Origin of the sequence: Micromonospora eburnea (genome assembly GCF_900090225.1) — a bacterium.
GTDB classification, from domain to species: Bacteria; Actinomycetota; Actinomycetes; order Mycobacteriales; family Micromonosporaceae; genus Micromonospora; species Micromonospora eburnea.
This window is the reverse complement of record NZ_FMHY01000002.1, coordinates 6581543-6605335: the sequence shown is the minus strand read 5'-3', so window position 1 is coordinate 6605335 and position 23793 is coordinate 6581543. Positions and strand designations below refer to the sequence as shown.

General features: G+C 72.2%; 24 protein-coding genes and 1 pseudogene. 16 read left to right on the top strand and 9 right to left on the bottom strand.

Features of this window, described 5'->3' with window-relative positions:
* Positions 1-61: 61 nt before the first annotated feature.
* Entirely contained in the window at positions 62-1375 is a 1314-nt protein-coding gene (locus tag GA0070604_RS28820) for an MDR family MFS transporter (RefSeq protein ID WP_091125555.1), read from the bottom strand.
* Between the two features lie 150 nt (positions 1376-1525).
* Between GA0070604_RS28820 and GA0070604_RS28815 the strand changes: the two genes are divergently transcribed.
* The gene (locus GA0070604_RS28815) at positions 1526-2293 is read left to right on the top strand and encodes a phosphoglyceromutase (protein ID WP_091125552.1); all 768 of its coding nucleotides are present in this window, start codon (positions 1526-1528) and stop codon (positions 2291-2293) included.
* Between the two features lie 64 nt (positions 2294-2357).
* Here GA0070604_RS28815 and phoU read toward each other — a convergent pair whose 3' ends face one another.
* A complete protein-coding gene (phoU, locus tag GA0070604_RS28810) occupies positions 2358-2999 on the bottom strand; it encodes a phosphate signaling complex protein PhoU (protein ID WP_091127488.1) in 642 nt (213 codons plus the stop codon).
* Positions 3000-3208: 209 nt separating this feature from the next.
* Here phoU and GA0070604_RS28805 point away from each other — a divergent pair, with 209 nt between their 5' ends.
* The 3 genes from GA0070604_RS28805 (at position 3209) to GA0070604_RS28795 (ending at position 6489) form a co-directional block, all read left to right on the top strand.
* On the top strand, positions 3209-4489 hold the full coding sequence (locus tag GA0070604_RS28805) for a sensor histidine kinase (protein WP_208602187.1): 1281 nt from the start codon (positions 3209-3211) through the stop codon (positions 4487-4489).
* Positions 4490-4517: 28 nt separating this feature from the next.
* Complete coding sequence (locus GA0070604_RS28800) at positions 4518-5201, top strand: response regulator transcription factor (RefSeq protein ID WP_091125548.1); 684 nt, start codon at positions 4518-4520, stop codon at positions 5199-5201.
* A 706-nt stretch (positions 5202-5907) separates the two neighbouring features.
* Positions 5908-6489, top strand: coding sequence for a hypothetical protein (locus GA0070604_RS28795; protein WP_091125546.1), 582 nt, complete (start codon positions 5908-5910; stop codon positions 6487-6489).
* Between the two features lie 76 nt (positions 6490-6565).
* Here the strand turns inward: GA0070604_RS28795 and GA0070604_RS28790 are convergent, their stop codons facing one another.
* Both GA0070604_RS28790 and GA0070604_RS28785 read right to left on the bottom strand, forming a co-directional pair.
* Positions 6566-7240 (bottom strand): response regulator, encoded by a 675-nt coding sequence (locus tag GA0070604_RS28790; RefSeq protein ID WP_091125543.1) that lies wholly within the window; start codon positions 7238-7240, stop codon positions 6566-6568.
* Complete coding sequence (locus GA0070604_RS28785; protein WP_244162113.1) at positions 7237-8898, bottom strand: sensor histidine kinase; 1662 nt, start codon at positions 8896-8898, stop codon at positions 7237-7239. The genes GA0070604_RS28790 and GA0070604_RS28785 overlap by 4 nt, the downstream gene beginning before the upstream one ends.
* Positions 8899-8997: 99 nt before the next feature.
* Here GA0070604_RS28785 and GA0070604_RS28780 point away from each other — a divergent pair, with 99 nt between their 5' ends.
* From GA0070604_RS28780 to rraA, 6 genes are read left to right on the top strand one after another with little or no spacing between them, the layout of a single operon-like run.
* Positions 8998-10002, top strand: coding sequence for a Bug family tripartite tricarboxylate transporter substrate binding protein (locus GA0070604_RS28780; RefSeq protein WP_244162112.1), 1005 nt, complete (start codon positions 8998-9000; stop codon positions 10000-10002).
* Positions 9999-10709, top strand: a complete 711-nt coding sequence (locus GA0070604_RS28775; RefSeq protein ID WP_091125535.1) for a tripartite tricarboxylate transporter TctB family protein — start codon at positions 9999-10001, stop codon at positions 10707-10709. The genes GA0070604_RS28780 and GA0070604_RS28775 overlap by 4 nt, the downstream gene beginning before the upstream one ends.
* Complete coding sequence (locus GA0070604_RS28770) at positions 10709-12211, top strand: tripartite tricarboxylate transporter permease (protein WP_091125532.1); 1503 nt, start codon at positions 10709-10711, stop codon at positions 12209-12211. Before GA0070604_RS28775 ends, GA0070604_RS28770 begins: the two co-directional genes overlap by 1 nt.
* Positions 12208-12600 (top strand): universal stress protein, encoded by a 393-nt coding sequence (locus tag GA0070604_RS28765; protein WP_091125529.1) that lies wholly within the window; start codon positions 12208-12210, stop codon positions 12598-12600. Before GA0070604_RS28770 ends, GA0070604_RS28765 begins: the two co-directional genes overlap by 4 nt.
* Positions 12601-13782 carry an MFS transporter gene (locus GA0070604_RS28760; RefSeq protein ID WP_208602186.1) on the top strand — a complete coding sequence of 394 codons (1182 nt, stop codon included), beginning with the start codon at positions 12601-12603 and terminating at the stop codon, positions 13780-13782.
* A gap of 15 nt (positions 13783-13797) precedes the next feature.
* Positions 13798-14283, top strand: a complete 486-nt coding sequence (rraA, locus tag GA0070604_RS28755) for a ribonuclease E activity regulator RraA (RefSeq protein WP_091125526.1) — start codon at positions 13798-13800, stop codon at positions 14281-14283.
* 2 nt (positions 14284-14285) lie between these two features.
* Here the strand turns inward: rraA and GA0070604_RS28750 are convergent, their stop codons facing one another.
* Positions 14286-15095, bottom strand: coding sequence for a DUF3109 family protein (locus GA0070604_RS28750; RefSeq protein WP_091125523.1), 810 nt, complete (start codon positions 15093-15095; stop codon positions 14286-14288).
* Positions 15096-15169: 74 nt separating this feature from the next.
* Between GA0070604_RS28750 and GA0070604_RS28745 the strand changes: the two genes are divergently transcribed.
* Together GA0070604_RS28745 and GA0070604_RS28740 are read left to right on the top strand one after the other, a co-directional pair.
* Complete coding sequence (locus GA0070604_RS28745; protein ID WP_091125520.1) at positions 15170-16114, top strand: Ppx/GppA phosphatase family protein; 945 nt, start codon at positions 15170-15172, stop codon at positions 16112-16114.
* A gap of 76 nt (positions 16115-16190) precedes the next feature.
* Positions 16191-16997, top strand: coding sequence for a sugar phosphate isomerase/epimerase family protein (locus tag GA0070604_RS28740; RefSeq protein ID WP_208602185.1), 807 nt, complete (start codon positions 16191-16193; stop codon positions 16995-16997).
* 88 nt (positions 16998-17085) lie between these two features.
* On the opposite strand, the gene GA0070604_RS28735 is transcribed toward GA0070604_RS28740, so the two are convergent.
* Genes GA0070604_RS28735 through GA0070604_RS28725 form a run of 3 tightly spaced genes read right to left on the bottom strand, consistent with a single transcriptional unit; the run spans position 17086 to position 19109 of the window.
* Entirely contained in the window at positions 17086-17661 is a 576-nt protein-coding gene (locus GA0070604_RS28735) for a CGNR zinc finger domain-containing protein (protein ID WP_091125517.1), read from the bottom strand.
* Positions 17662-17680: 19 nt separating this feature from the next.
* Complete coding sequence (locus GA0070604_RS28730) at positions 17681-18847, bottom strand: glutathionylspermidine synthase family protein (protein ID WP_091125513.1); 1167 nt, start codon at positions 18845-18847, stop codon at positions 17681-17683.
* 1 nt (position 18848) lies between these two features.
* Positions 18849-19109, bottom strand: a complete 261-nt coding sequence (locus tag GA0070604_RS28725; protein ID WP_244162111.1) for a hypothetical protein — start codon at positions 19107-19109, stop codon at positions 18849-18851.
* Positions 19110-19173: 64 nt separating this feature from the next.
* Between GA0070604_RS28725 and GA0070604_RS28720 the strand changes: the two genes are divergently transcribed.
* Entirely contained in the window at positions 19174-20094 is a 921-nt protein-coding gene (locus GA0070604_RS28720) for a proline dehydrogenase family protein (protein ID WP_091125509.1), read from the top strand.
* 1 nt (position 20095) lies between these two features.
* Here the strand turns inward: GA0070604_RS28720 and GA0070604_RS28715 are convergent.
* A pseudogene (locus tag GA0070604_RS28715) lies at positions 20096-20499 on the bottom strand (VOC family protein).
* Positions 20500-20633: 134 nt separating this feature from the next.
* On the opposite strand from GA0070604_RS28715, the gene GA0070604_RS28710 reads away from it, so the two are divergent.
* The 3 genes from GA0070604_RS28710 to GA0070604_RS28700 all read left to right on the top strand — a co-directional run bounded on the left by GA0070604_RS28710 (position 20634) and on the right by GA0070604_RS28700 (position 23790).
* Positions 20634-20969 carry a YrdB family protein gene (locus GA0070604_RS28710; protein WP_091125505.1) on the top strand — a complete coding sequence of 112 codons (336 nt, stop codon included), beginning with the start codon at positions 20634-20636 and terminating at the stop codon, positions 20967-20969.
* A 74-nt stretch (positions 20970-21043) separates the two neighbouring features.
* A complete protein-coding gene (locus tag GA0070604_RS28705) occupies positions 21044-22360 on the top strand; it encodes a hypothetical protein (protein WP_244162110.1) in 1317 nt (438 codons plus the stop codon).
* Positions 22361-22404: 44 nt separating this feature from the next.
* Positions 22405-23790, top strand: a complete 1386-nt coding sequence (locus tag GA0070604_RS28700; protein WP_208602184.1) for an efflux RND transporter periplasmic adaptor subunit — start codon at positions 22405-22407, stop codon at positions 23788-23790.
* The last annotated feature ends 3 nt before the right edge of the window (positions 23791-23793 follow it).

The window sequence follows — 23793 nt, the reverse complement described above, 5'->3', positions numbered from 1 at the left end:
GGACGACCCTAGGGAGCCCGGCGGGCCCGCACCAGCGTGGCGCTGATCACCGGCGGGTGTTTCAGGAGGCGGCGCGGATCGGCTCGGCGGCGGCCTCGGTCACCTCCGCGGCCGGCGTGCGGGCCACCGTGATCGGTCGCAGTGGCACCGCGATGGCCTGGAGCTGTGCGGCGCGCCGTTCGCGGGCCGGGCCGGAGACCAGGTGGGCCACGGCGATCGCGGCGCCGATCGCGGCGCAGCCGAGCCAGAGGGGGGTGTTGCCGGCGTGCTCCCGGACCAGGCCGCCGAGGATCGGGGCCGCCGCTCCGGCGATCTGCCAGGAGAGGGAGAAGACGCCCTGGTAGCGGCCGCGGAGCGCGCTGGGGGAGAGTTCGGCGATGAGGGTGGCGTTGGACGGCGAGTTGAGCATCTCGCCGACGGTCCAGATCAGCACGGTCAGGCCGTAGAACCAGGCCGCGTCCGCGAACGCGGTGAGCCCGAAGCCGACGCCCATCACCAGCGCGGCGAGCGCGAGTACGTGCGACCGGCTCCGGCCCCTGATCAGCTTGGGTACGAAGAGCTGGCCGACCACGATCAGCACGCCGTTGAGCGCGATCACCGAGCCGTACGTGGCGGGGCTCAGGCCGGCGTCGCCCATCGCGATCGGCAGCATCGAGATGTGCTGGAGGAAGACCAGTGCGGCGAACAGGTTGAGCGCCACGAAGCCCAGGTAGACGCGGTCGGCGAGGATGGTGCGCAGGGCGCTGGCGGGAGCGGCCGCGCCCTTGACCACCGGGCCGGTCGGGACCGACCGGGTCTCCTTGACGCGGGCGAAGATGATCAGCGCGGTGACCAGGGTGGTGGCCGCGTCGACCAGGAAGAGCAGCAGGTACCCGGCCTGGGCGGCGACGCCGGCGAGTACCGCGGCGCAGGCGAAGCCGAGGTTGACCGCCCAGTAGTTCAGCGAGAAGGCGCGCAGCCGGTCCTTCTCCGGCACCACGTCGATCATCATCGCCCCGAATGCCGGGCGGGCCGCCTCGGCGAACGCGCCCAGCAGCAGGGCGCCCAGCGCGACCGCCCACAGTGGCCGGGCCAGGCCGAGCGCGACCATCATGGTGGCTGCGCCGAGGTGCGCGGTGAGCAGGGTGGGTCGCCGTCCCCACCGGTCGGTCAGGGTGCCGCCGATGGTGGTGCCGACCGCGCCGCCGACCCCCCACAGGCCGATCACCAGGCCGGCCTGTGCGGCCGAGAAGTGCCGCGACTGGGTGAGGTAGATGGCCAGGAAGACCAGGACGAACGAGCCGAGCCGGTTGATCAGGGTGCCGGTCCAGAGATACCAGAAGGATCTCGGCAGCCCGCCGGTTGTCTCCCGGAACCAGCCGCGTACCGTCCGCATTCCGACGCCCCCGTTATGTAACGACCAATGTCTAACTAGCGCCTTACAAACTAGTCCCGCCCCGGAACGCCGGTCATCAGGTTTTCCACGTGGTGGTCGTCACCACCGGTCCCTGCGTGTCCCCCGGGCGGGTACGGCAGGATGATCCGCATGACTGCGAGCGAGGGGCCCACCGTCGGGACGCTGGTCCTGCTGCGGCACGGCGAGAGCGACTGGAACGCCAAGAACCTCTTCACCGGCTGGGTCGACGTCGACCTGACCGCCAAGGGGGAGAACGAGGCGCGGCGCGGCGGTGAGCTGCTCCGCGAGCACAACCTGCTGCCCGACGTGGTGCACACGAGCGTGCTGCGCCGCGCGATCCGCACCGCCGAGCTGGCGCTCAGCGCCGCCGACCGGCACTGGATCGCGGTGCGCCGGTCGTGGCGGCTCAACGAGCGGCACTACGGCGCACTCCAGGGCAAGAACAAGAAGCAGACTCTGGACGAGTACGGCGAGGACCAGTTCATGCTCTGGCGTCGGTCGTACGACACGCCGCCGCCGCCGATCGACGACAACGACGAGTGGTCCCAGGTCGGCGACCCCCGGTACGCGCTGCTGCCGACCGAGCTGATGCCGCGGACCGAGTGCCTCAAGGACGTCGTCGAGCGGATGCTGCCGTACTGGTACGACTCGATCGTGCCGGACATCCTGGCCGGCCGGACGGTGCTGGTGGCCGCGCACGGCAACTCGCTGCGCGCCCTGGTCAAGCACCTCGACCAGATCTCCGACGAGGCGATCGCCAAGCTGAACATCCCGACCGGCATCCCACTGCGCTACGACCTCGACCGGGACCTGCGCCCGCAGACCCTCGGCGGGACGTACCTCGACCCGGAGGCCGCCAAGGCGGCCGCCGCCGCGGTCGCTAACCAGGGCCGCTGAGCGCGAAGGAGGGGCCCCTTCTTAACGCCTTGGCGCGTTAAGAAGGGGCCCCTCCTTCACTCCGTCAGCTGGCCTCGCCCGTGATCAGGTAGACCACGTGCTCGCCGACGTTCACCGCGTGGTCGGCGAAGCGCTCGTAGAAGCGGCCCAGCAGGGTGGCGTCGATCGCCGTCTCCACCCCGTACGGCCAGTCGTCGCCGAGCAGCACGGTGAAGAGGCTCTTGTGCAGGTCGTCCATGGGGTCGTCGTCGCTGTCCAGCTCGGCGGCGACGGTCGCGTCGGGGTGGGCCAGCACCACGCCGATCTTCTCGGCCATCCGGTCGGCGACGGCGGCCATGTCGGTGAAGACCGGCCGCAGCTCGGCCGGCACCGCCGGCGAGGGGTGCCGGCGCAGCGCGGTCTTGGCGACGTGCTGGGCCAGGTCGCCCATCCGCTCCAGGTCGGCCGCCACGTGCAGGGCGGTGATCATGGCGCGCAGGTCGGAGGCCACCGGCGCCTGCCGGGCCAGCAGGTCGCAGACCCGCTCCTCCACGTGCCGATAGCGGTCGTCGATCTCGGCATCCCCCTCGACCACCCTCTCCGCAGCCGGGCGGTCGGCGGTGAGCAGGGCCGTGGTGGCCTGGCGCATGGCGGCGCGCACCCCCTCCGCCATGTCCACCAGTAGCTGGCTGACAATCTGGAGGTCGGCCCGGAACTCTTCGCGCATCGTCACTTCCTGGGATCGGTGGCCGCCGGCGGACCGGCGGACCGCGTACGTCGTGAGCAGGTGCGCGACCCACGGTAGGTGGGGGTGATCGGATCCATGGTGAACCCGGGTGAACGACGCGAGACCCATGAGTGAACTTTCTCGGAAGTGAGAGTGTTTCATCCCATTTCGCCCGATCGGCAGGTGAACAATGACTCTACGATCGCCGGGTGGAATGGGCAGTGGCGGTCGCGGTGGCCGTGGCTCTGGTGGCCGGACTGGTCGCCGGGCTGCTGCTGTCCAGAACCGTCCGAGAGCGGCGCCGGCCGGCGCCGGGGAGTGACCGCTCCCGTGGCAGCGCAGGGAGGCCGGCGATTCCCGACGAGCAGCAGGGCGGGCTCTCCGGGCTCGGCCGCAAGACGATCGACTCGCTCCGCGCCGGCGTGGTGGTGCTCGACCCGGACGACGTGCCGGTGCTGGTGAACCCGGCCGCGCGGGCGCTGGGCCTGCTCCGTACCGGGACAACGCCCGGATCCATCGCGGCGCACCCGCTGATCCGTACCCTCGCCGGGCAGGTCCGGCGCACGGGCGTGCGGCGCGAGATCGAGCTGGACCTGCCGCGCGGCCGCGACAGCGCGGGAGACAATCCGCTCGGCGTGCATCTGCGGGCGATGGGCCTGGGTGCCGGTTACATCTCGGTCGAGGCGGCCGACGTCACCGAGTCACACCGGCTGGCCCGGGTTCGGCGGGACTTCGTGGCCAACGTGAGCCACGAGCTGAAGACCCCGATCGGCGCGCTCCAACTCCTCGCCGAGGCGTTGGTGGACGCCACCGAGCCGACCGGCGAGGGTACGTCGGAGCTGTCCGAGGACATGATCGCGGCCCGGCGGTTCGCCGAGCGGATCCAGCATGAGTCGACCCGGTTGGGCCGGCTGGTGCAGGAGCTGTTGGAGCTGACCCGACTCCAGGGGGCCGAGCCGCAGCCCGCCCCGGAGCCGGTCTCGGTGGACTGGGTGATCGCCGAGGTGGTCGACCGGACCCGTACCTCGGCCACCGCCCATCGGGTGGAGATCGTCGTCGACGGGGAGCGTGGCCTCACCGTGTACGGCAGCGACAGTCAGCTCGCCACCGCCGTGTCGAACCTGGTGGAGAACGCGATCAACTACTCGGGCGAGGACACCACGGTCCGGGTGGCCGCGCGGGCCACCGACGAGCACGTCGAGATCGCCGTGACCGACCAGGGCATCGGCATCGCCCCGAACGAGGTCGAGCGGATCTTCGAGCGCTTCTACCGGGCCGACCAGGCCCGCTCCCGAGCCACCGGAGGCACCGGCCTCGGGCTGGCCATCGTCAAACACATCGCCAGCAACCATGGCGGCCGGGTGGATGTGTCGAGCACTCTTGGTGGGGGGTCGACGTTCACCCTCCGGCTGCCCGCCCGTCCCCCGGACGACCTGGAGGCGACACTCTCCTCCGCTGGGATCGAGGCCGGCCCGGCCGAGCTTCGGTAGGTCTGACCGACAGGAAAGGAAACACCCGTTGAGCCGCGTACTGGTGGTCGAGGACGAGGAATCGTTCTCCGACGCCCTGTCCTACATGCTCCGCAAGGAGGGCTTCGAGGTGTCCGTCGCCGCGACGGGCACGTCCGCCCTCACCGAGTTCGACCGGACCGGCGCCGACATCGTGCTGCTCGACCTGATGTTGCCGGAGATGTCGGGTACGGAGGTCTGCCGTCAGCTCCGCCAGCGGTCGCACGTCCCGATCATCATGGTCACCGCCCGGGACAGCGAGATCGACAAGGTGGTCGGCCTGGAGATCGGGGCCGACGACTACGTCACCAAGCCGTACTCGCCGCGTGAACTGGTCGCCCGGATCCGGGCGGTGCTGCGTCGGCAGAGCGCGGAGGCGACCGAGTCGGGCGCGCCCACGCTGGCCGCCGGCCCGGTCCGGATGGACATCGAGCGGCACGTCGTGACCGTGGACGGCGCCGTCGTGCAGCTGCCGCTCAAGGAGTTCGAGCTGCTGGAGCTGCTGCTGCGCAACGCGGGCCGGGTGCTCACCCGGGGGCAGCTCATCGACCGGGTCTGGGGCGCCGACTACGTGGGCGACACCAAGACGCTGGACGTGCACGTCAAGCGGCTGCGCTCCAAGATCGAGCCGGAGCCCTCGGCACCCCGTTACATCGTCACCGTCCGCGGCCTGGGCTACAAGTTCGAGCCGTGACCGGCCTTCGGCCGGCTCCGTCCGCGGCGGGTCACGGCGTCCGGGCTGCCGAACGCCGCCCGCTGCGGCAGCTCACGTCGAATGCGCCGCCGCCCGCTTGCGTGCGGGCCCACAGACCTTGATCGCCTCCGTGTACGGCATGTGGCGGTCTCGATGGGCCCGGTGACCACCGTTTGCGGCACATGGAGTAGATCACCCTGGGTCCGGCTGTGGCTGGCGCTCTTCCGGTCCGGCCCGCCCGGGCCTCGACGGGGCCTTGGTCGACTCCGTGTGCGGCATGTGGTGGTCTCGGCGGGGCCGGTGACCACCGTTTGCGGCACATGGAGTGGATCACGGAGCTCCGCGATCACCCGGTGTCGCGTTTCGCGCCGGATGTCCGGTCCGGGGGTGAGCGGCGGCATCCTGCGGCCGGAATGGCCGACGGGCGGGGGTCGTTGTACAGGGCTGCACGACCGAGGAGCCCCCCAAACCCCGGGGGTGATGGCCGCCCGCGTCGGCGGGTGGGCCGATCCCGGGAATGACGCCGGGTGGTCGGTCGTTGTACATGGTCCCGGCGCCGCGAAGAGGCGATCCCCCTCGCCCCGTGAGCGTTCCGGTCGAAGACTTTCCCCCTTCTCTTTTGAGCGCCTGACGGTGCTTGCGCACACGGAATTGCCGTCTCCCCTCTTGTCGGCGGGTGTGCGCCAACCCCCGAATGGAGCTTGTCATGAACACGATCTTCCGTAAGAGCGTTCTTGGTGTTGCTGGTCTGGCTTTCACCGGTGGTGTGTTCGCTGGTCCGATCGCGGCTCACGCCGCTGAGCCGGTGCACGCCAACCCGGCCGTCGTACAGGCCGACAAGCCGGACAGCGGCAAGCTGATCCCGCACGGTGTGCAGGGCGCGCAGTCGAGGATCGGTCTGAACGACGAGCAGACCGGCAACGTGAAGGCGATCATCGCGGCGACGAAGAAGGCCGGGATGCCGGAGCGGGCCGCGGTGGTGTCGATCGCCACGAGCCTGCAGGAGTCGAAGCTGGAGAACCTGGGCCACCTCGGCGACGCCAATGACCATGACTCGCTGGGTCTGTTCCAGCAGCGCCCGAGCTCGGGTTGGGGTTCGCCGGAGCAGATCACCGATCCGGAGTACTCGACGACGGCGTTCCTGAAGGGTCTGAAGCAGGTTGACGGGTGGCAGGACATGCCGCTGACCAAGGCCGCCCAGACGGTGCAGGTGTCGGCGTACCCGGATGCCTACGCCCAGTGGGAGCAGCAGGCCGCCGACCTGGTCGCCCAGCACTGGAACAGCTGACAACCACAGAACACGAACCACATGAACATCGCTGGCCGGCACCCCGCAACCCGGGGTGCCGGCCAGCGGCGTTTCCTCAGGTCACCCAGGAGTATCGGCGCTCGGGGCGGCCCGCCGCGCCGTAGCGGAGGCTCACCTCGGCACGTCCCGTACCCGAGAAGTGTTCCAGGTAGCGGCGGGCGCTGACCCGGGAGATGCCCACCCGGTCGGCGCACTCGCTGGCCGACAGGGTGCCGTCGTTCGTACGCAGGGCGCGCTCCACCAATTCCGCGGTCTCCGGGCTGAGCCCACGCGGCAGGGCCGGGGCGGTGGCCAGTGAGCCGCTGCGGGAGAGCACCCGGTCGACATCGGCCTGGTCGGCGACCACCGCCGCGCGCAGCGTGGCGCGGCGTGCCGCGTACTGCTCCAGCCGGTTGCGCAGCTCGTCGAAGCCGAACGGCTTGAGCAGGTAGTTGACCGCCCCGTAGCGGACCGCCCGGCGGACCGCCTCGGCCTCGCGGGCGGCGCTGATCACCAGGACGTCGCAGTCGTGCCGGGCGGCCCGGATCCGGGTCACCACGTCCAGGCCGAACATGTCGGGCAGGTAGAGGTCGAGCAGGACCAGGTCGGGGCGGTACTCGTCGACGGCGGCGATCGCCTGCTCTCCGGTGCTGGCGGTGCCGACCACCCGGAAGCCGTCGATCCGCTCGACGAAACCGCGGTGGATGCGGGCCACCATGAAGTCGTCGTCGACGATGAGCACGTCGATCATCGCGCTCCCTCCAACACACTGGGCGGCAGCGACATCCGCGCGGTGAACATCGCGCCCTCGTCGGTGTTCGTCACGGCGACCTCGCCGCCGTGACGATGGCAGACGAGGCGGGTGAGCGCCAGGCCGATACCCCGCTCGCCGCCCTGGGCCGCCTTGGTGGTGAAGCCGTGGGTGAAGACCTCCTGCGCCAGCTCCGGTGCGACTCCGGGGCCGGAGTCGCGGACGACGATCTCCACCGAGGCCGCGTCCTGCCGTAGCTCGACCTCCACCCAGGCAGGCTGCTCCGCCGCCGGGTCCCCGGCTGCCTCCCGGCCGCCGGCCACCGCCTCGACCGCGTTGTCGACCAGGTTGCCGAGCACGGTGGCGACGTCCGCCGACAGTTCCGCCGGCAGCCGGTCCAGCCCGGTCCGCTCGGACACCCGCAGCTCCACCCGGCGTTCCGCGGCCACCGCCGACTTCGCCATGAGCAGCGCCGCGACCGCCGTGTCGTGGATCCGGCTGGTGACGGTCAGGTCGAGCGACGCCCGGTGCCGGCTCAGCGCGTCCACGTACCGGACCACCTCGTCGTGCTCGCCGATCTGGATTAGCCCGGAGATGGTGTGCAGTTGGTTGGCGAACTCGTGGGTCTGGGCCCGCAGCAATTCGGTAGTGCTGCGGAACGAGCCGAGCTCCTGCTCCAGCCGGGCCAGCTCCGTACGGTCCCGCAGGGTGGTGACCGAGCCCAGCCGGCGGCCGTCCTTGCGGACGGTCATCCGGTTCATCACCAGCACCCGGCCGCGCCGTACCACCACCTGGTCCCGGGCCTCCGGGCCGCTGCCGGTGCCGGCCAGCACGTCCCGCAGCCGGCCGTTGATCCGCAGCTCGCGAAGGCTGCGGCCCAGGCAGTCCTCGGGCAGGTCGAGCAGCCGCCGGCCCACCGCGTTCACCAGGGTGACGCGTTGCTGCGGATCCAGCGCGATCACGCCCTCGGCGATGCCGTGCAGCAGGGCCTCTCGATGTTCGGCCAGCCCGGCGATCTCCCGTGGCTCCAGGCCGAGGGTCTGCCGCTTGATCCGCCGGGCCAGCAGCCACGACCCGACCACGCCCAGCCCGCTGGCGATGCCCAGATAGGTGAGGAGGTACGAGGAAGCCCCGACCAGGCGTTCCGACCAGGTCGGCGACGCCTCACCGACGACCACCACACCCAGGTACCGGCCGAGGTTCTCCCCTTTCCGGTCGCCGAGTACCGGCACCTGGGCCACCAGCTCCTGCGACCCGTCGACCTCCAGCTCCCCGAACCAGCTCCGGCCCTGCGCCACCTGCGGATCGCCGAGCACCACCGGGCTGCCCACCAGGGTCGGGTCGGTCGAGCTGACCACCCGGCCCCGCTCGTTCGCCACGGTCAAAGTGGTCACCCCGGACCGGATCAGCGTGTTCTGCAACAGCGGCGCGATCGCCTCGGCGGGGGCCGGTTGGTTGAGCTGGTCGCGCAGCAGCGGGCTGACGGCGAGCTCCTCGCCGAGCGCGGCGACCCGGCGTCCTTCGACGCGGTTGAAGGTGGCCGCGGACTGGGCCAGCGAGACGGCGGCCACCGCCACCAGCACCACGACGATGATCGCGAGCTGAAGGACGAGCAGCTGCCCGGCGAGCGTACGCCGCCGGGACGTGACCGCGACCACAAAGACCTCAACTTCCGCTGGTGACACAACGCAGACAGATGGCCTGCCCGGGGTCCACCATCTTGCCGCCGGACTCATTCGAAACGGAAGAGAAACATGATGGCAACTAGGAGAAACCTGCTGGTCATGGGCGTGGCCGCCGCGACGGCGCTCGCCCTGGGGGCCTGCGGTGCCACCGCCGAGAAGGACGGGGCCGGCGCCAACGACGGCAAGCCGGCCACCGGACTGCGGATCATGGTCCCGAACAGCCCCGGCGGTGGGTACGACACCACGGCCCGCACCGCAGCCAAGGTGATGGAGGACGCCAAGATCGCCACGGGCGTTCAGGTGTTCAACCTGCCCGGCGCGGGCGGCACGGTCGGCCTCCAGCGGACCGTGAACGAGAAGGGCAACGGCAAGCTCGCCATGCAGATGGGGCTGGGCGTGGTCGGTGCCTCGTACACCTCCAAGTCGGCGGCGACGCTGACCCAGACCACCCCGCTGGCCAAGATGATCGAGGAGGCCGGCGCCATCGTGGTGCCGAAGGACTCCCCGTACAAGAACATCAACGACCTGATCGCGGCCTGGAAGGCCGACCCCAAGAAGATCGCGGTCGGTGGCGGCTCGTCGCCCGGCGGCCCGGACCACCTGCTGCCCATGCAGCTGGCCAAGGCCGTCGGCATCGATCCGCGCCAGGTCAACTTCGTCTCGTACGACGGCGGCGGCGAGCTGCTGCCGGCCTTGCTCGGCGGCAAGGTGGCCTTCGGCGCCAGCGGCTTCGGCGAGTTCCTCAAGCAGGTCGAGGCCGGCCAGATCCGGGTCCTCGCGGTGACCAGCGAAGCGCCGATCGAGGTGCTCAAGGACGTGCCGACCCTCAAGGCGTCCGGCATCGACCTGGTCTTCACCAACTGGCGCGGCATCGTCGCGCCGCCCGGGATCAGCGAAGCCGACAAGAAGGTGTGGATCGACGTGCTGACGAAGATGCACGACTCCGCCGAGTGGAAGGCCGAGCTGGCCAAGCGCGGCTGGACCGACGCCTTCGTCACCGGTGACGAGTTCGGCACCTTCCTGACCGAGCAGGACAAGGCGGTCGCCGACATCCTCAAGCAGCTCGGGTTGGCATGACCGACAGGACTACCCGACCGGACCGGGGCGGCGACCAGCCGCCCCGGCAGGCCGCATCAATCGTGCCCGAGCAGGCGGCGGCGCCGGACCGGGAGACGGGCGGGATGCCCTCCGGCCCCGCCCCGGCCGCCGATCCGGCGGGGCAGCCCGCCGGGGCCGCGGCACCCGCCGCAGGCGACGAGTCGTACGGCGCCGAGTCGTCGGCGGAGAACGCGGTGCCCAGGCGGGACCGGGCGCAGTACGGGATGTGCGCGTTCCTGGCCCTGGTCGGCGGCCTGGTCATCTTCGACGCGACGACGCGCGTCGGGCAGGCGATCAACAGCGCGGACCCGATCGGCCCGAAGCCGGTGCCGATCCTGCTCGGCGTGCTGCTGCTCATCGTCGCCGCGATCTACGCGGTGGACGTGGCCCGCGGCGGCGTCGGTGAGCCGGAGGCCGGCGAGGACGTCGACCTGACCACCCGGATCGACTGGCGGACGGTGCTGCTGCTGATCGGCGCGTTCCTGGTCAACGCGGTGCTCATCGACCGGCTCGGCTGGGTGATCAGCGGGACGATCCTCTTCTGGGGCTCGGCGTACGCGCTCGGCAACCGCCACTACTTCCGGAACCTGCTGATCTCCGTCGCGCTGTCGCTGATCACGTTCTACGCCTTCGCCATCGGGCTCGGTGTCAACCTGCCCGCCGGCGTACTGCAAGGGATCCTGTGATGGAAAACCTGGGCAACCTGCTCGACGGGTTCGGCCACGTGCTGACTCCGATGAACCTGCTGATCGCGCTGCTCGGCGTGACCATCGGCACCGCGGTCGGCGTGCTGCCCGGCATCGGCCCGGCGATGACGGTGGCGCTGCTGCTGCCGGTCACCTACGGCATGGGGCCGACCTCGGCGCTCATCATGTTCGCCGGCATCTTCTACGGCGGCATGTACGGCGGCTCGACCACCTCGATCCTGCTGAACACCCCCGGCGAGTCGTCCTCTGTGGTGACCGCCATCGAGGGCAACAAGATGGCCAAGGCCGGGCGGGCCGCCCAGGCCCTGGCGACCGCCGCGATCGGCTCGTTCGTCGCCGGCACCATTGCCACGTTGCTGCTGGTGGTGGTCACCCCGCCGGTGGTGTCGTTCGCGGTCAGCCTCGGCGCGCCCGACTACTTCGCGGTGATGCTGCTCGCCTTCGTGGCGGTCACCGCGGTGCTCGGTGCGTCCCGGGTACGCGGCTTCGCCTCGCTCCTGCTCGGCTTGGTCATCGGCGTGATCGGGGTCGATCAGACCGGTCAGCAGCGGCTCACCTTCGGGATCCCGCAGCTCATCGACGGCATCGACGTGGTTGTGGTGGCGGTCGGCATCTTCGCCGTCGGCGAGGCGCTCTGGATCGCCGCCCACCTGCGCCGCAAGTCCGGTGAGGTGATCCCGGTCGGCCAGCCCTGGATGGGCCGGGAGGACTGGAAGCGGTCCTGGAAGCCCTGGCTGCGCGGCACCGCGTTCGGGTTCCCGTTCGGCGCGGTGCCGGCGGGTGGGGCGGAGATCCCCACCTTCCTGTCGTACATCACGGAGAAGAAGCTCTCCAAGCACAGGGATGAGTTCGGTCGGGGCGCGATCGAGGGCGTCGCCGGGCCGGAGGCGGCCAACAACGCCTCGGCCGCCGGCACCCTGGTGCCGATGCTGGCGATCGGCCTGCCCACCAACGCCACCGCCGCGGTGATGCTGGCCGCCTTCGAGCAGTTCGGCATCCAGCCCGGGCCGTTGCTCTTCGAGCAGGAGTCCACGCTGGTCTGGACGCTGATCGCGAGCCTCTTCATCGGCAACCTGCTGTTGCTGGTGCTCAACCTGCCGCTCGCCCCGGCCTGGGCGCGCCTGCTGCGGATCCCGCGCCCGTACCTCTACGCCGGAATCATCTTCTTCGCGTCGATGGGCGCGTACGCGGTCAACGCCCAGCCGTTCGACCTGTTCCTGTTGCTCACCCTGGGTCTGCTCGGCTTCGGCATGCGCCGCTTCGGCCTGCCGATCCTGCCGCTGATCATCGGGATCATCCTCGGCCCGCGCGCCGAGTTGCAGGGCCGGCGGGCGCTCCAGCTCTCCGGCGGCGAGCTGCACGGCCTGATCGGCGGCTGGGTGTCCTGGGTGATCTACGCCGCCATCCTGGTGGTGCTGCTCTGGCCGCTGATCGGTCGGTTCGTGGTCCGGCCGCTGCGGGGAAGGTTGGTGACCGGATGACCGTGCTGGTGGGTTACGTGCCCTCGCCGCTCGGCGAGGTGGCCCTGCACGCGGCGATCGAGCAGGCCCGGTTCCGCAACGAGCCGGTGCTGGTGGTGAACACCTCGCGCGGTGACGCGTACGCCGACCCGCGGCTCGCCCAGGAGGCCGACCTGGACCGGGTGGTCCGCGAGCTGGTCGCCGCTGGGGTACCGCACAACGTGCGGCAGCTCATGCGGGGGCGCGACACGGTCGAGGAGATCGAGGAGATCGTCGAGGCCGAGGACGTGTCGCTGGTGGTGATCGGTATCCGGCACCGCACCCCGGTGGGCAAGCTGATCATGGGTTCGACCGCGCAGGAGATCCTGCTCCGGGTGTCCTGCCCGGTCCTCGCGGTGAAGGCCGACTGAGTGGCGCCCGGGGACCTGGCCGTCCCCGGGCGCGCCCAGACCATGCTGCTGCTCACGCACACGATCGTGGTGCAGGCGGTCACGTTCATGCTGCGGCCGGCGTCCGCGTACCGGGCGCTGGAGTTGGACGTGCCGGGGGCCTGGCTGGGGGTGCTCGGGGCCAGCTTCGCCGTCGTACCGCTGGTGTTGGCCGTTCCCTCCGGACAGGCGGTTGACCGGTTCGGCGAGCGCCGGATCGCGCTCGCCGGATCGGCGCTGCTCGTCGCCGCCGGCCTCGGTTTCGTGCTGTTCGCCGGCTCGGTGGCCGGCCTGGTGGTGGCCAGCATGCTGCTCGGCACCGCGCGTCTGTGCGCCGTGGTGGCCCAGCAGGCGCTGGTGGCCAACCGCACCCCGGCGCACCGGTACGACGCGGCGTTCGGCTACTACACCTTCGCCGCCTCGCTGGGCCAGGCCATCGGCCCCGGCCTGATCGTGGTCTTCGGTGGGGACCGCCCGATCCCGGACACCCGGGCCATCTTCCTCGGCGCCACCGCGCTGGCCGTGCCGCTGCTGGTGGCTGCCGCGTTCCTGCGCCCCTCCGCGCAGCACCGGGCCGCGGCCGGGCCGGGCGCCGGCGGGATGCGGGACCTGCTCCGTCAGCCCGGGCTGGTGCGTGCCCTCACGGTCAGTTGCGTGGTCCTGGCGGCGGTCGACATCACCCTGGTCTACCTGCCCGCCCTCGGTGCCGAACGCGGCATCGCGGCCGGGGAGATCGGTCTGCTGCTCGGCGTCCGCGCGGTCGCCTCGATGGCGTCCCGGCTGCTGCTCGGCCGACTGGTCTCGGCGTTCGGCCGGCGGGCGCTGCTCATCGGCACGGTCGCCCTCTCCGCCGGCGGCCTCGCGCTGCTGCTGCCGCCCCTGCCGTTCTGGGCGATGTCCGCGGTCGTCGCCGTCGCCGGCCTCGGACTCGGCGCGGGTCAGCCGCTGACCATGTCGTTCCTGGCCGAGTCGGCGCCGCCCGGGCTGCGCGGCCGGGCGATGTCGCTGCGGCTGACCGGCAACCGGCTCGGGCAGGTGCTCATCCCCAGCGCCGCCGGCCTGCTGGCGGCGGGAGCCGGCGCGGTCGGCGTCCTCGCCTGCACCGCCGCGGGTCTGGCCGGCGCGGCCGTCGCCGCCACCGGCCTGCACCGCAACCCCCGATGAGAGAAGAGGAGAACCATGGAGACGCCCACCACCGCCGACCTGTACGACCGCTACGGCGATGCCCTTGGCTCGTGCGACACCCAGCTGCGCCAGTTCGGCGGTGTCCGGGCCTTTGGCGGACCGGCCGTGACGGTGCGCTGCTTCGAGGACAACGCGCTGCTGAAGTCGATCGTCTCTGAACCGGGGGAGGGCCGGGTGCTGGTGGTGGACGGCGGCGGCTCCGTGCACACCGCCCTGATGGGCGACCTCATCGCCGGCACGGCGGCGGAGAACGGCTGGGCGGGCGTGGTGATCAACGGCGCGGTCCGCGACGTGGCCGCCCTGCGGGCTCTCCCGATCGGCATCAAGGCGCTCGGCACGAACCCGCGCAAGAGCGCCAAGACCGGAGCGGGTGAGCGGGACGTGCCGGTGTTCTTCGGCAACTGCGTCTTCGCCGCGGGCGTTCACGTCTACAGCGACGACGACGGCGTCGTCACCCTCCCGGCCGCCGGGCCGGCGTAGGGTCAGCCCTCGGTGGCCGGGTGCGGGGCGACCTGGCCCTGGCGGAGGCGGGCGGCGCACAACTCCGCCAGCTTCGCGTACGCGGGCGCGCCGACCAGCGCGGTCAGCTCCGGGGCGTACGAGAGGTACATCGGCTCAGTGCCGACGTGCGCGTCGGTCGAGGAGGTGCACCACCAGTCGAGGTCGTGCCCGCCCGCGCCCCAGCCCCGCCGGTCGAACTCGGCGAGCGTGGAGATCAGCACCTTGGTGTTGTCCGGCCGCTTGTGCCAGTCCTGGTCCCGGCGGATCGGCAGTTGCCAGCAGACGTCCGGCTTGTACTCCAGCGGGTGCACCCCGTCGCGCAGCGCCTGGGCGTGCAGCGCGCAGCCGCCCCCACCCGGGAAGTCGGCGTCGTTGAGGAAGACGCACGGGGAGTCGGCGTCCCGGGTGGCCGTACGCCGGGCCGGGTTCTTGCCGTCGATCGTGTCGTTCTCGGTCCAGTTCTTGAAGCCTCGGCGGAAGTGCTGCCAGGTCTCCGGGGTGAGCCGCTTGACCGCGGCGCGAACCCGCTTCTCGTCGTCGGAGTCGGTGAAGAACGCCCCGTGCGAGCAGCAGCCGTCCGCGGCCCGGCCGGCGATGATGCCGTGGCAGCCCTTGCCGAAGACGCAGGTCCACCGGGAGAGCAACCACGTCAGGTCGGCTCGGATCACGTGCTTGTCGTCCGCCGGGTCGACGAACTCGATCCACTCCCGGGGGAAGTCCAGCTCCACTTCCCGGCTACGCGGGTCGTCCGGGTCGTCCACCAGCACCTGCAGCTCGATCTGGCCTGTCACCCGGACCAGCGTACGCGCGGTGAGCCGGGCCGGCGGGCGAGCCGGCGAAACATGTTGGCCCTAGGCTCGCCACCATGCGACTGGGTGTCCTCGATGTCGGTTCCAACACGGTGCACCTGCTGGTGGTCGACGGCCACCACGGGGCGCACCCCTGGCCGGCGCACTCCGAGAAGGTGGTGCTCCGGCTGGCCGAGCAGCTAGGGCCTGACGGGGCGCTCACCGAGGCGGGCGCGGACAGCCTGGTCAAGGCGGTCAGCATGGCCCGTACGGCGGCGGAGGGGCTGGACGTCGACGACCTGATCGCGTTCGCCACCAGCGCGGTCCGCGACGCCACCAACGCCGGCGAGGTGCTGGCCCGGGTCCGCGACGAGACCGGCGTACGCCTGGCGGTGCTCTCCGGTCCGGACGAGGCGCGGATGACCTTCCTCGCGGTGCGGCGGTGGTTCGGCTGGTCCGCCGGCCGGCTGCTGGTCACCGACATCGGCGGCGGCTCGCTGGAGCTGGCCGCCGGCATCGACGAGGATCCGGACGTGGCGGTCTCGCTGCCGTTGGGCGCCGGGCGGCTGAGCCGCGAGCGGCTGGGGATCGATCCGGCCGCCACCCGGCCGCCCTCCGCCGAGGTCGTCGACGAGCTGCGGGAGTACGCCGACGCGCTGCTCGACCCGGTGGCGAAGCAGCTCACCGAGGTGGGCTGGGAGCGCCCGGTGGCCACCTCGAAGACGTTCCGGATGCTGGCCCGGCTGGCCGGCGCGGCACCCTCCGGGGCGGGCCTGTGGGCCCGGCGCCGGCTGACCCGGACCGGGCTGCGGCAGGTGCTCGGCTTCATCCGGCACATCCCGCCCGGCCAGCTGCACGAGCTGGAGGGGGTGAGCAGCGGGCGGGCCCACCAGCTCCTCGCCGGTGCGGTGGTGGCCGAGGCGGTGATGCGCCGACTCGACGTGGACCACCTGGACATCTGCCCGTGGGCGCTGCGGGAGGGGGTCATCCTCCGCCGGCTCGATCAGCTCGCGTCGAGCTGATCGCGGCCGGTCGGTCTGCGCGCTTTGCGGATGCTCGTCCCGATGCCGCACGACGCCGGCGGTTACCCTGACAGGTGTGACCTCCCGAGTCCCGGTGCTCCTGTCCAGTTCCTCGGTCTTCCCTGAGCGGACCGCGGCGGCGTTCCAGATGGCCTCGGCGCTCGGTTATGACGGCGTCGAGGTGATGGTCTGGACCGATGTGGTGAGCCAGGACGCGGGCGCGCTGCGCGGGCTGGCCAGCCACTACGACGTTCCGGTCCTCTCGGTGCACGCGCCCTGCCTGCTGGTCACCCAGCGGGTGTGGAGCCCCGACCCGTGGGAGCGCCTGCGCCGGGCCGCCGAGCTGGCCGAGACGTTGGAGGCCCCGACGGTGGTGGTGCACCCGCCGTTCACCTGGCAGCGGGACTACGCCCGCAACTTCGCTGACGGCCTCGACCGGATCGCCGGCCAGTTCGGCGGGCTGCGGTTCGCGGTGGAGAACATGTATCCGGTGCGGATGGCCGGCCGGCAGTTCGTCCCGTACGTCCCCGGCTGGGATCCGACCGACACCGGCTACGCCTCGTACACCCTGGACCTGTCGCACTGCGCGGCCTCGCACAGCGACGCGCTGGCGATGGCCGACCGGATGGGGTCCGGCCTGGCGCACGTGCACCTGGGCGACGGCACCGGCGAGGGGCGCGACGAGCACCTGGTGCCCGGGCGCGGCGGCCAGCCCTGCGCGGAGCTGCTCCGCTCGCTGGCCGGCCGGGGATTCACCGGCTCGGTCGCGGTGGAGGTGACCACGCGGGGCGCGAAGAGCCGAGCGGTCCGGGAGGCCGACCTGCGTGAGGCGCTGGAGTTCGCCCGCGCCAACCTGACCGCTCCCTCCCCGGTCGACGCCTGAGCCCGGCCCGAGATCGATCAAGGGGTTTGCCTCGGCATGCCGTCCGGATCCGACGCGAACCTCTTGATCAACCGCGGGCCGAGCGGGGTCAGCTGACCGGGGTCAGGGGCTCGGGCTGGGTGGGGACGGTGACCTGGTCGCCGATCGCGGCGCGCTTGCGGGCCCGGTGCGCGGCCACGTGCGAGCGGGTGGCGCAGCGCTCCGAGCAGAACCGCCGGCAGCAGTTCGAGGAGGTGTCCAGGTAGACGTTGCCGCACCGCTCGTCCGCGCAGACGCCGAACCGGGCGCTGCCGTACTCGCAGAGCCAGACCGACAGGCCCCACACCGCGCCGGCCAGGTATTCGGAGCTGACCGAGGCGCCCCGGCTGGTCACGTGCATGTGCCAGTCGCTGGAGTCGTGGCCGGAGATGCGCGGCTGGACCGGGAACGACTCCAGCAGCGCGTTCAGCTCCGCCACCGCCTCGCCGTCGCGGCCCGAGGTGCCGTACTCGAAGACGTCCCGCAGGCGCTTCTGGGCCCGCCGGAAGATCGCCAGGTCGCGTTCCGCGACCTCGTCGCGCATCCACGCGTTTTCGTCGGGAAAGATGGCCCGAAGGTCGTCGAGGTCGTCCAGGCGGGCATTGACGAGATCAACACCGGTCCGGGCGTACGCGTCGAAGTTCACGACACCAACGGTAGACGACTCAGCCGACCCGCGGCGCGTCGATGTAGTGGGGCAGAAACCGCGCGTAGCCGTCCGTGATGAGGCTCGCGCTCTCCCGTACGCCGACGCCGGCTGACTCACCGTCGACGATCCAGCTCCCCAACACCATGTGATTACCGGCGAATTCGGGCAATGCTCGGAACTCCTGGTAGCAGAATCCCTCGTCGCCATAGATTCCCGGATTGGCGATTTCGGCCCCTTCGGTGATGATGCGCACCGATGCGCCCTCCCGGCCGAGCAGCGGCTTCGCGACGTACCCGGTCATCCCACGCGGCGAGTCCAGGTATGCCGGCAGCAGGTACTCGTGCCCCGGGTGCAGCTCCCAGAGCACCGCCAGCAGCGCCTTGTTCGACAGCAGCAGCTTCCAGGCCGGCTCGATCCAGGTGGTCGGGGTGCCCGGTTCCAGCGCCGGCGGCCCGTACGGCTCGGCCAGCATCCATTCCCAGGGATAGAGCTTGAAACAGGTGGTGATCGGCCGGTCGTCGGCGTCCACGAAGCGCCGCCCGTCCCAGCCGATCCGTTGGATCGGCATGAGGGTGACGTCCAGCCCGGCCTGGCGGGCCGTCTCGGCCAGGTAGCCGGCGGTGATCTGGTCCTCGCCGGACTCCTCCTCCTCGGACCAGACCACGTGCACCCGCGGGTCGTGCAACCCCGCGCCGATCTTCGCCCACGCCCCGACCAGCCGCTCGTGCAGGCTGTTCCACTGGTCCGCCTCGGGGTGGGTGTGCTCCAGCCAGTACCACTGCACGATGCTCGCCTCGACCAGCGAGGTCGGGGTGTCGGCGTTGTACTCCAGCAGCTTGGGCGGCCAGGTGCCGTCGTACCAGAGGTCGAAGCGGCCGTAGAGGTTCGGCGGGGACTCCCGCAGCGACCGGGCGACCGCCTCCGCCGCCCAGGCCGGGATGCCGAACTCCGCGTACCGGTTTCGGGCGACGATGTGCTCGGCCGCGGCCACCGACATCCGGTGCAGTTCCTCGGTCGCCTCCTCCAGCCGGAGCACCTCGTCCAGTTCGAAGGCGTACGCGGCGGTCTCGTCCCAGTACGACATGATCCCGCCGTCGGGCAGCTCGGTGTCGACGTACACCAGGCCCTGGGCGCGGATGGTGGCGTCCCAGTCGGGGCGCGGGGTGCTGGGCTCGCGCCGCACGTCAGCCGCCGCAGGAGGCGAGGTGGGTGCCGAAGCCGCCCCGGGCGGGCAGCGCGGCGGCGGCCGGGGCGGGGGTGTCCCGGGCGGCGGCCGGCCCGGGGACCCGCAGGGCCAGGGCGACCGTGTCGCCGCCACCCCCGGCCGGGCCGAGGGCGCAGTCGTCATCGTCGTTGTTGCACCCGGAGAGGGTGAGCGCCAGCGCGGTCAGCGCGCCGAGGTGCACGGTGGCCGACCGGAGGCGGCGTCGGGGGCGTCGTTCCACGGGATCGTTTGTAGCCGACCCGGGCCACCCGCGCAGGCCCCCGGCCGGGCGTTACGCTCGGCCCATGCTCCGATCCGTCATCCTCGCCGCGGCCCGGTCATCCCAGGTCGAGCGGCTCGTCGCGACGGCCCCGTTCACCCGGGACGTCGTCCGCCGGTTCGTCGCCGGCGCCGGCACTGACGACGCGCTGCGCGTGACCCGCGCGCTCGTCGCCGACGGCCTCGCGGTCACCCTCGACAACCTTGGTGAGGACACCGTCACCCCGGAGCAGGCGAACGCCACCCGGGACGAATACCTCAAGCTGCTGCGGCTGCTCGCCGCCGCCGAGCTGACCCCGGCCGCCGAGGTCAGCGTGAAGCTCTCCGCGCTCGGGCAGATGTTCGACGAGCAGCTCGCGTACGACAACGCTCGGGCGATCTGCGCGGCGGCGGACGCGGCGGGCACCACGGTCACCCTGGACATGGAGGACCACACCACCACCGACTCGACGCTGGACATCCTCGCCAAGCTGCGCCTGGACTATCCGTCGACCGGTGCGGTGCTCCAGGCGTACCTGCGGCGTACCGAGTCGGACTGCCGGGAGTTGTCCGGCGCCGGTTCCCGGGTGCGGCTCTGCAAGGGCGCGTACAAGGAGCCGGAGTCGGTGGCGTACCAGTCCGCCCGCGAGGTCGACAAGTCGTACGTGCGCTGCATGAACGTGCTGATGTCCGGTGACGGCTACCCGATGCTGGCCACCCACGACCCGCGCCTGATCGCCATCGGCGAGGACCGGGCCCGGTGGTTCGATCGCGGCCCGGACCGCTTCGAGTTCCAGATGTTGTACGGCATCCGGCCCGAGGAGCAGAAGCGGCTGATCGGCGAGGGCTACACCGTGCGTACCTACGTCCCCTACGGCGACCAGTGGTACGGCTATCTGATGCGTCGCCTGGCCGAGCGCCCGGCCAACCTGATGTTCTTCGGTCGGGCGCTGGTCAGCAAGAAGTGACTCAGCCGTTCGACCAGGCCCGGGTGCTCAGCACCAGGCGGTAGCCGTCCGGGTCGGCGAACGTCACCCCCAGCGGTCCCAGTACGGGCCGGCGGAGACCCTGGTCCCGCCGGCCCGTTCCAGTCTCCCGACCAGGTCGTCGTCGACCGGTCCGTCCAGGTAGAGCACGAACAGGTCCTCGCTGGTGGGGTTCGGGGTCACGGTGAGGTGCGCGCCGCCGACCAGTTCGAGGTGCCAGCCGGCGTCCGGCCAGCCCACCATCACGAGATCGTGCTCGCCCGGACCGTCGGCCGTGCTCCGGTACAGCACCCGCAGGCCGAGCCCGTCCACCCAGAACCGTTCGGCGGCGGCCAGGTCGCGGCTGGGGCGGGCGAGGCGTACGTGGGCGTTTCCGGAGAGCGTCATGCTGTCGATCTTGCAAGCTCCACTCGGGTTGAGGTCAAGTCTTGACGGCACAGGCTAATAGGATTAGCTTATTAGCTAAGTCAATTAGCCGAACGCCCCGCACGGCGGCCGCGCCGGACACTGGAGGTCCTGTCATGAAGGGTGTGCTGCTCGCGCTTGCGTTGCTGCTGGAGCTGGCGCTGATCGTGGCCGCCGGATGGTGGGGGTTCACCCTCGACGTCGGCTGGCCGGTACGCCTGCTCGCGGGCCTCGGCGCGCCGCTGCTGATCGCGGTCGTGTGGGGTCTGTTCTGCTCGCCCAGGGCCAGTGTGCCGCTGCCCGCGTCGGGCAAGCTCACCGTGCAGGCCGCCTGCTTCGTCACCGGCGGCCTGCTGCTCGCGCTGGCGGGGAGTCCCGTACCCGGCGCACTGCTGGTGGGCCTCTGGGCGGTGGACAAGGCCCTGCTCACCCTCGCCCACCACCCGGTCTGACCCACCGGCGGTAACCTTCGCCGGATGACCGACGCTGACGAGCAGCCGGACGATCGTGCTCGATCCTGGAACCAGTGGCGTTCCGGCCGATCCGAAGCCACCACTTCCCGGATCGGGCCCGATCCTGGGAACGGTGGGAGCGGCGGCGGGGCAGGTCCCGCCGGCGGTGGCCGCTGTGGGCGCCGCTCGGGCTGGTGCTCGCCGTGCTGGCGTGCGGCGTGCCGGGCGTACTCCTGCTCGTGCCAGGCGCGGCGGGGCGACCGGCGGCGGGGCCGCCCGACGACCCGGCGGCCCGCCGCCTCGCGGAGCGGATGGCCGTGCAACTCGACCGCCAGGCCGCCGCACTGCTCGCCGGCGACCGGCCCGGCTTCCTCGCCGTCGCGGAGTCGGCCGCCCGCCCCGCCCTCACCCGCCGGTACGCCGCCCTGCGCGCGCTGCGCGTCACGGTGTGGCGCCCGGAGGTGGACGGCGTGCCGGCGAAGGTCGACGGGCGGCCGGGGGAGTGGCGGCTGACGGTGACGGTCGGTTACTGCTTCGTGGTGCCGGACTGCACCCCGAGCACCGTGGCGATCGGCACCCGGTGGCGGATCGTCGGGGAGGAGCCCCGGCTGGTCACCGTCGAGGAGTCCCGGGCGGAGCCGGCCGGGGCCCGGCCCTGGGAGGTGAGCGACCTGGCCGTGGCGGTGGGGAAGCGGACCATGGTGGCCACCACGCCGGCGCTGCGGGCCAAGCTTCCCGGGCTGCTCGCCCAGGCCGAGGCCGCCGCCGAGGTCGCCGACCGGTACGCGGTCGCCGGCACCCCGCCGGACCGCTACCTGGTCTTCTACGCGGGCCGCACCGAGTGGCAGCGCTGGTACGGCGGCGGGCGACCGAAATGGACGGCCGGTTACGCGGTCGGCGTCGGCGGCGGGCACCACGACGTCGTGCTGAACGCGCAGACCAGCACCCCGACCGGGACCGACGACCTGCTCCGGCACGAACTGACCCACGCCGCGTCGCTGCCCGACCGGGGCTACTCGGACCGGTCCACCTGGTGGCTGGTGGAAGGGCTGGCCGAGCACGCGGGCGCGGACGGCCAGCGGGTGGCCCGCTACGACGGTCTCGCCGAGGTGCGGAAACTGGTCCATGGCGGATGGAACGGCCGGCTCGACTCGCTGGCGCCTGCCGACGACGCGGCCGACGACCGGGTCGGCGGTGCCTATGGCGTCAGCTACCTGGCCGTACACCACCTGGTCGACCGGTACGGCGAGCAGCGGGTGCTCGACTTCTTCCGGGCGGTGGTGCACGAACGCCAATCCCTGGACGAGGCCGCGGACCAGGTGTTCGGCGACCCCTGGTCCGGTCTGCACGACGACTGCGTGAACTACCTCCGCACGGTCGCCGGTGCCTGACCCGGTGTCGTGGTGGCCTTTCCCGGCCCTCGTACCATCGACGAGTGCGCCGCCCCCACTCGCCGCGGTTGCCCGTGGCCACCCGCCCCCGCCTGCTCACCGCCCTCCTCGCCGTCGTCGCCCTGACCGGCACCACCGCCGCCTCCTGCGGTGACGACCAGTCCGGCGTCACCGTGGCCCAGGTGGGCCGCTCCGAGGTCGCCGAGGTGATCGACGCGCCGGCCACGGTGACCGCCCGGGCCGCCGCCACCCTCACCGCGCCCGCCGACGGGACCCTGGCCAGCCTGCGGGTCCAGCCCGGACAGCGGGTCGCCCGCGGCCAGGTGCTCGCCGTGATCGACTCGCCGTCCGCACAGGAGCGGCTGAAGCAGGCCCGTGAGGCGCTGCGCGCGGCCCGGCGGGCCGGCCGGGGCGTCGGCGTGGGCGACCTGGGCGGGCGCCGGCGCGGCACCGACAAGGCCGCCGCCGAGGCGTTCGACGCCGCGCGCCAGGCCGCCGGGAAGATCGGTGACCCGCAGCTGCGGTCCGCGCTGCTGCTCCAGGTCGATTCCGCCCAGCAGCAGTACGAGTCAGCCGCCCGCGCCGCCGACCAGGCGGTCGCCGCGGTGCAGCGCGGGATGGCCGGGCTGAACAACGCCGTCAGCGCGCTGTCCGCCGCGCAGCGCCTCCAGGCCCAGCAGGCGTACGACCTGGCGAAGGCGACCGTCGACGCGCTCACCCTGCGCGCCCCGATCGCCGGGGTGGTGCAGCCGGGCGGCACCCGGGCCGCCGCCCCGACCGACCTCACCAGCCTGCTCGGCGCGGCCGGCGGCGGTGCGGCGGGAATCGACCCGGCGGTCCTGGGAGCCGGTGCTCAGGGCGGCCCCCCGCCGGGGGTGGACGACGCGGTGCCTGCGGGCGGCCGGGTCACCGCCGGTACTCCCGTCCTCACCATCGTGGACATCGGCCAGCTCGGCCTGCTCGCCGAGGTGGACGAGACCGACGTGCTGCTGGTCCGGGCCGGCCTGACCGCCTCGGTGGAGCTGGACGCGGCGACCGGCGCGACGTACGACGCCACGGTCCGCTCGGTGGACGTGCTGCCCACCAGCTCCGCCCGGGGCGGCGTCACCTACCGGGTCCGCCTCGGCCTCGGTGCCGGCCGGCTCGGGGAGGGGGAGCCGGCGCCGACCCCCCGTCCCGGCATGAACGCCGTGGTCCACCTCCGGGTACGCGAGGCGACCGACGCGGTGGCCGTACCCGCCTCGGCGGTCTTCTCCGACGACGGGCGGGACGCGGTCTGGGTGCTGCGGGACGGCAGGGCCGGCCGGGTGCCGGTGACCGTCGGGGTGCAGGGGCAGGACCTGGTGCAGATCGTCAGCGGGGTGCGGGCCGGCGACCGGATCGTGGTGCGCGGCACCGACCGGATCCACGACGGCCAGGAACTGAAGTGAGCG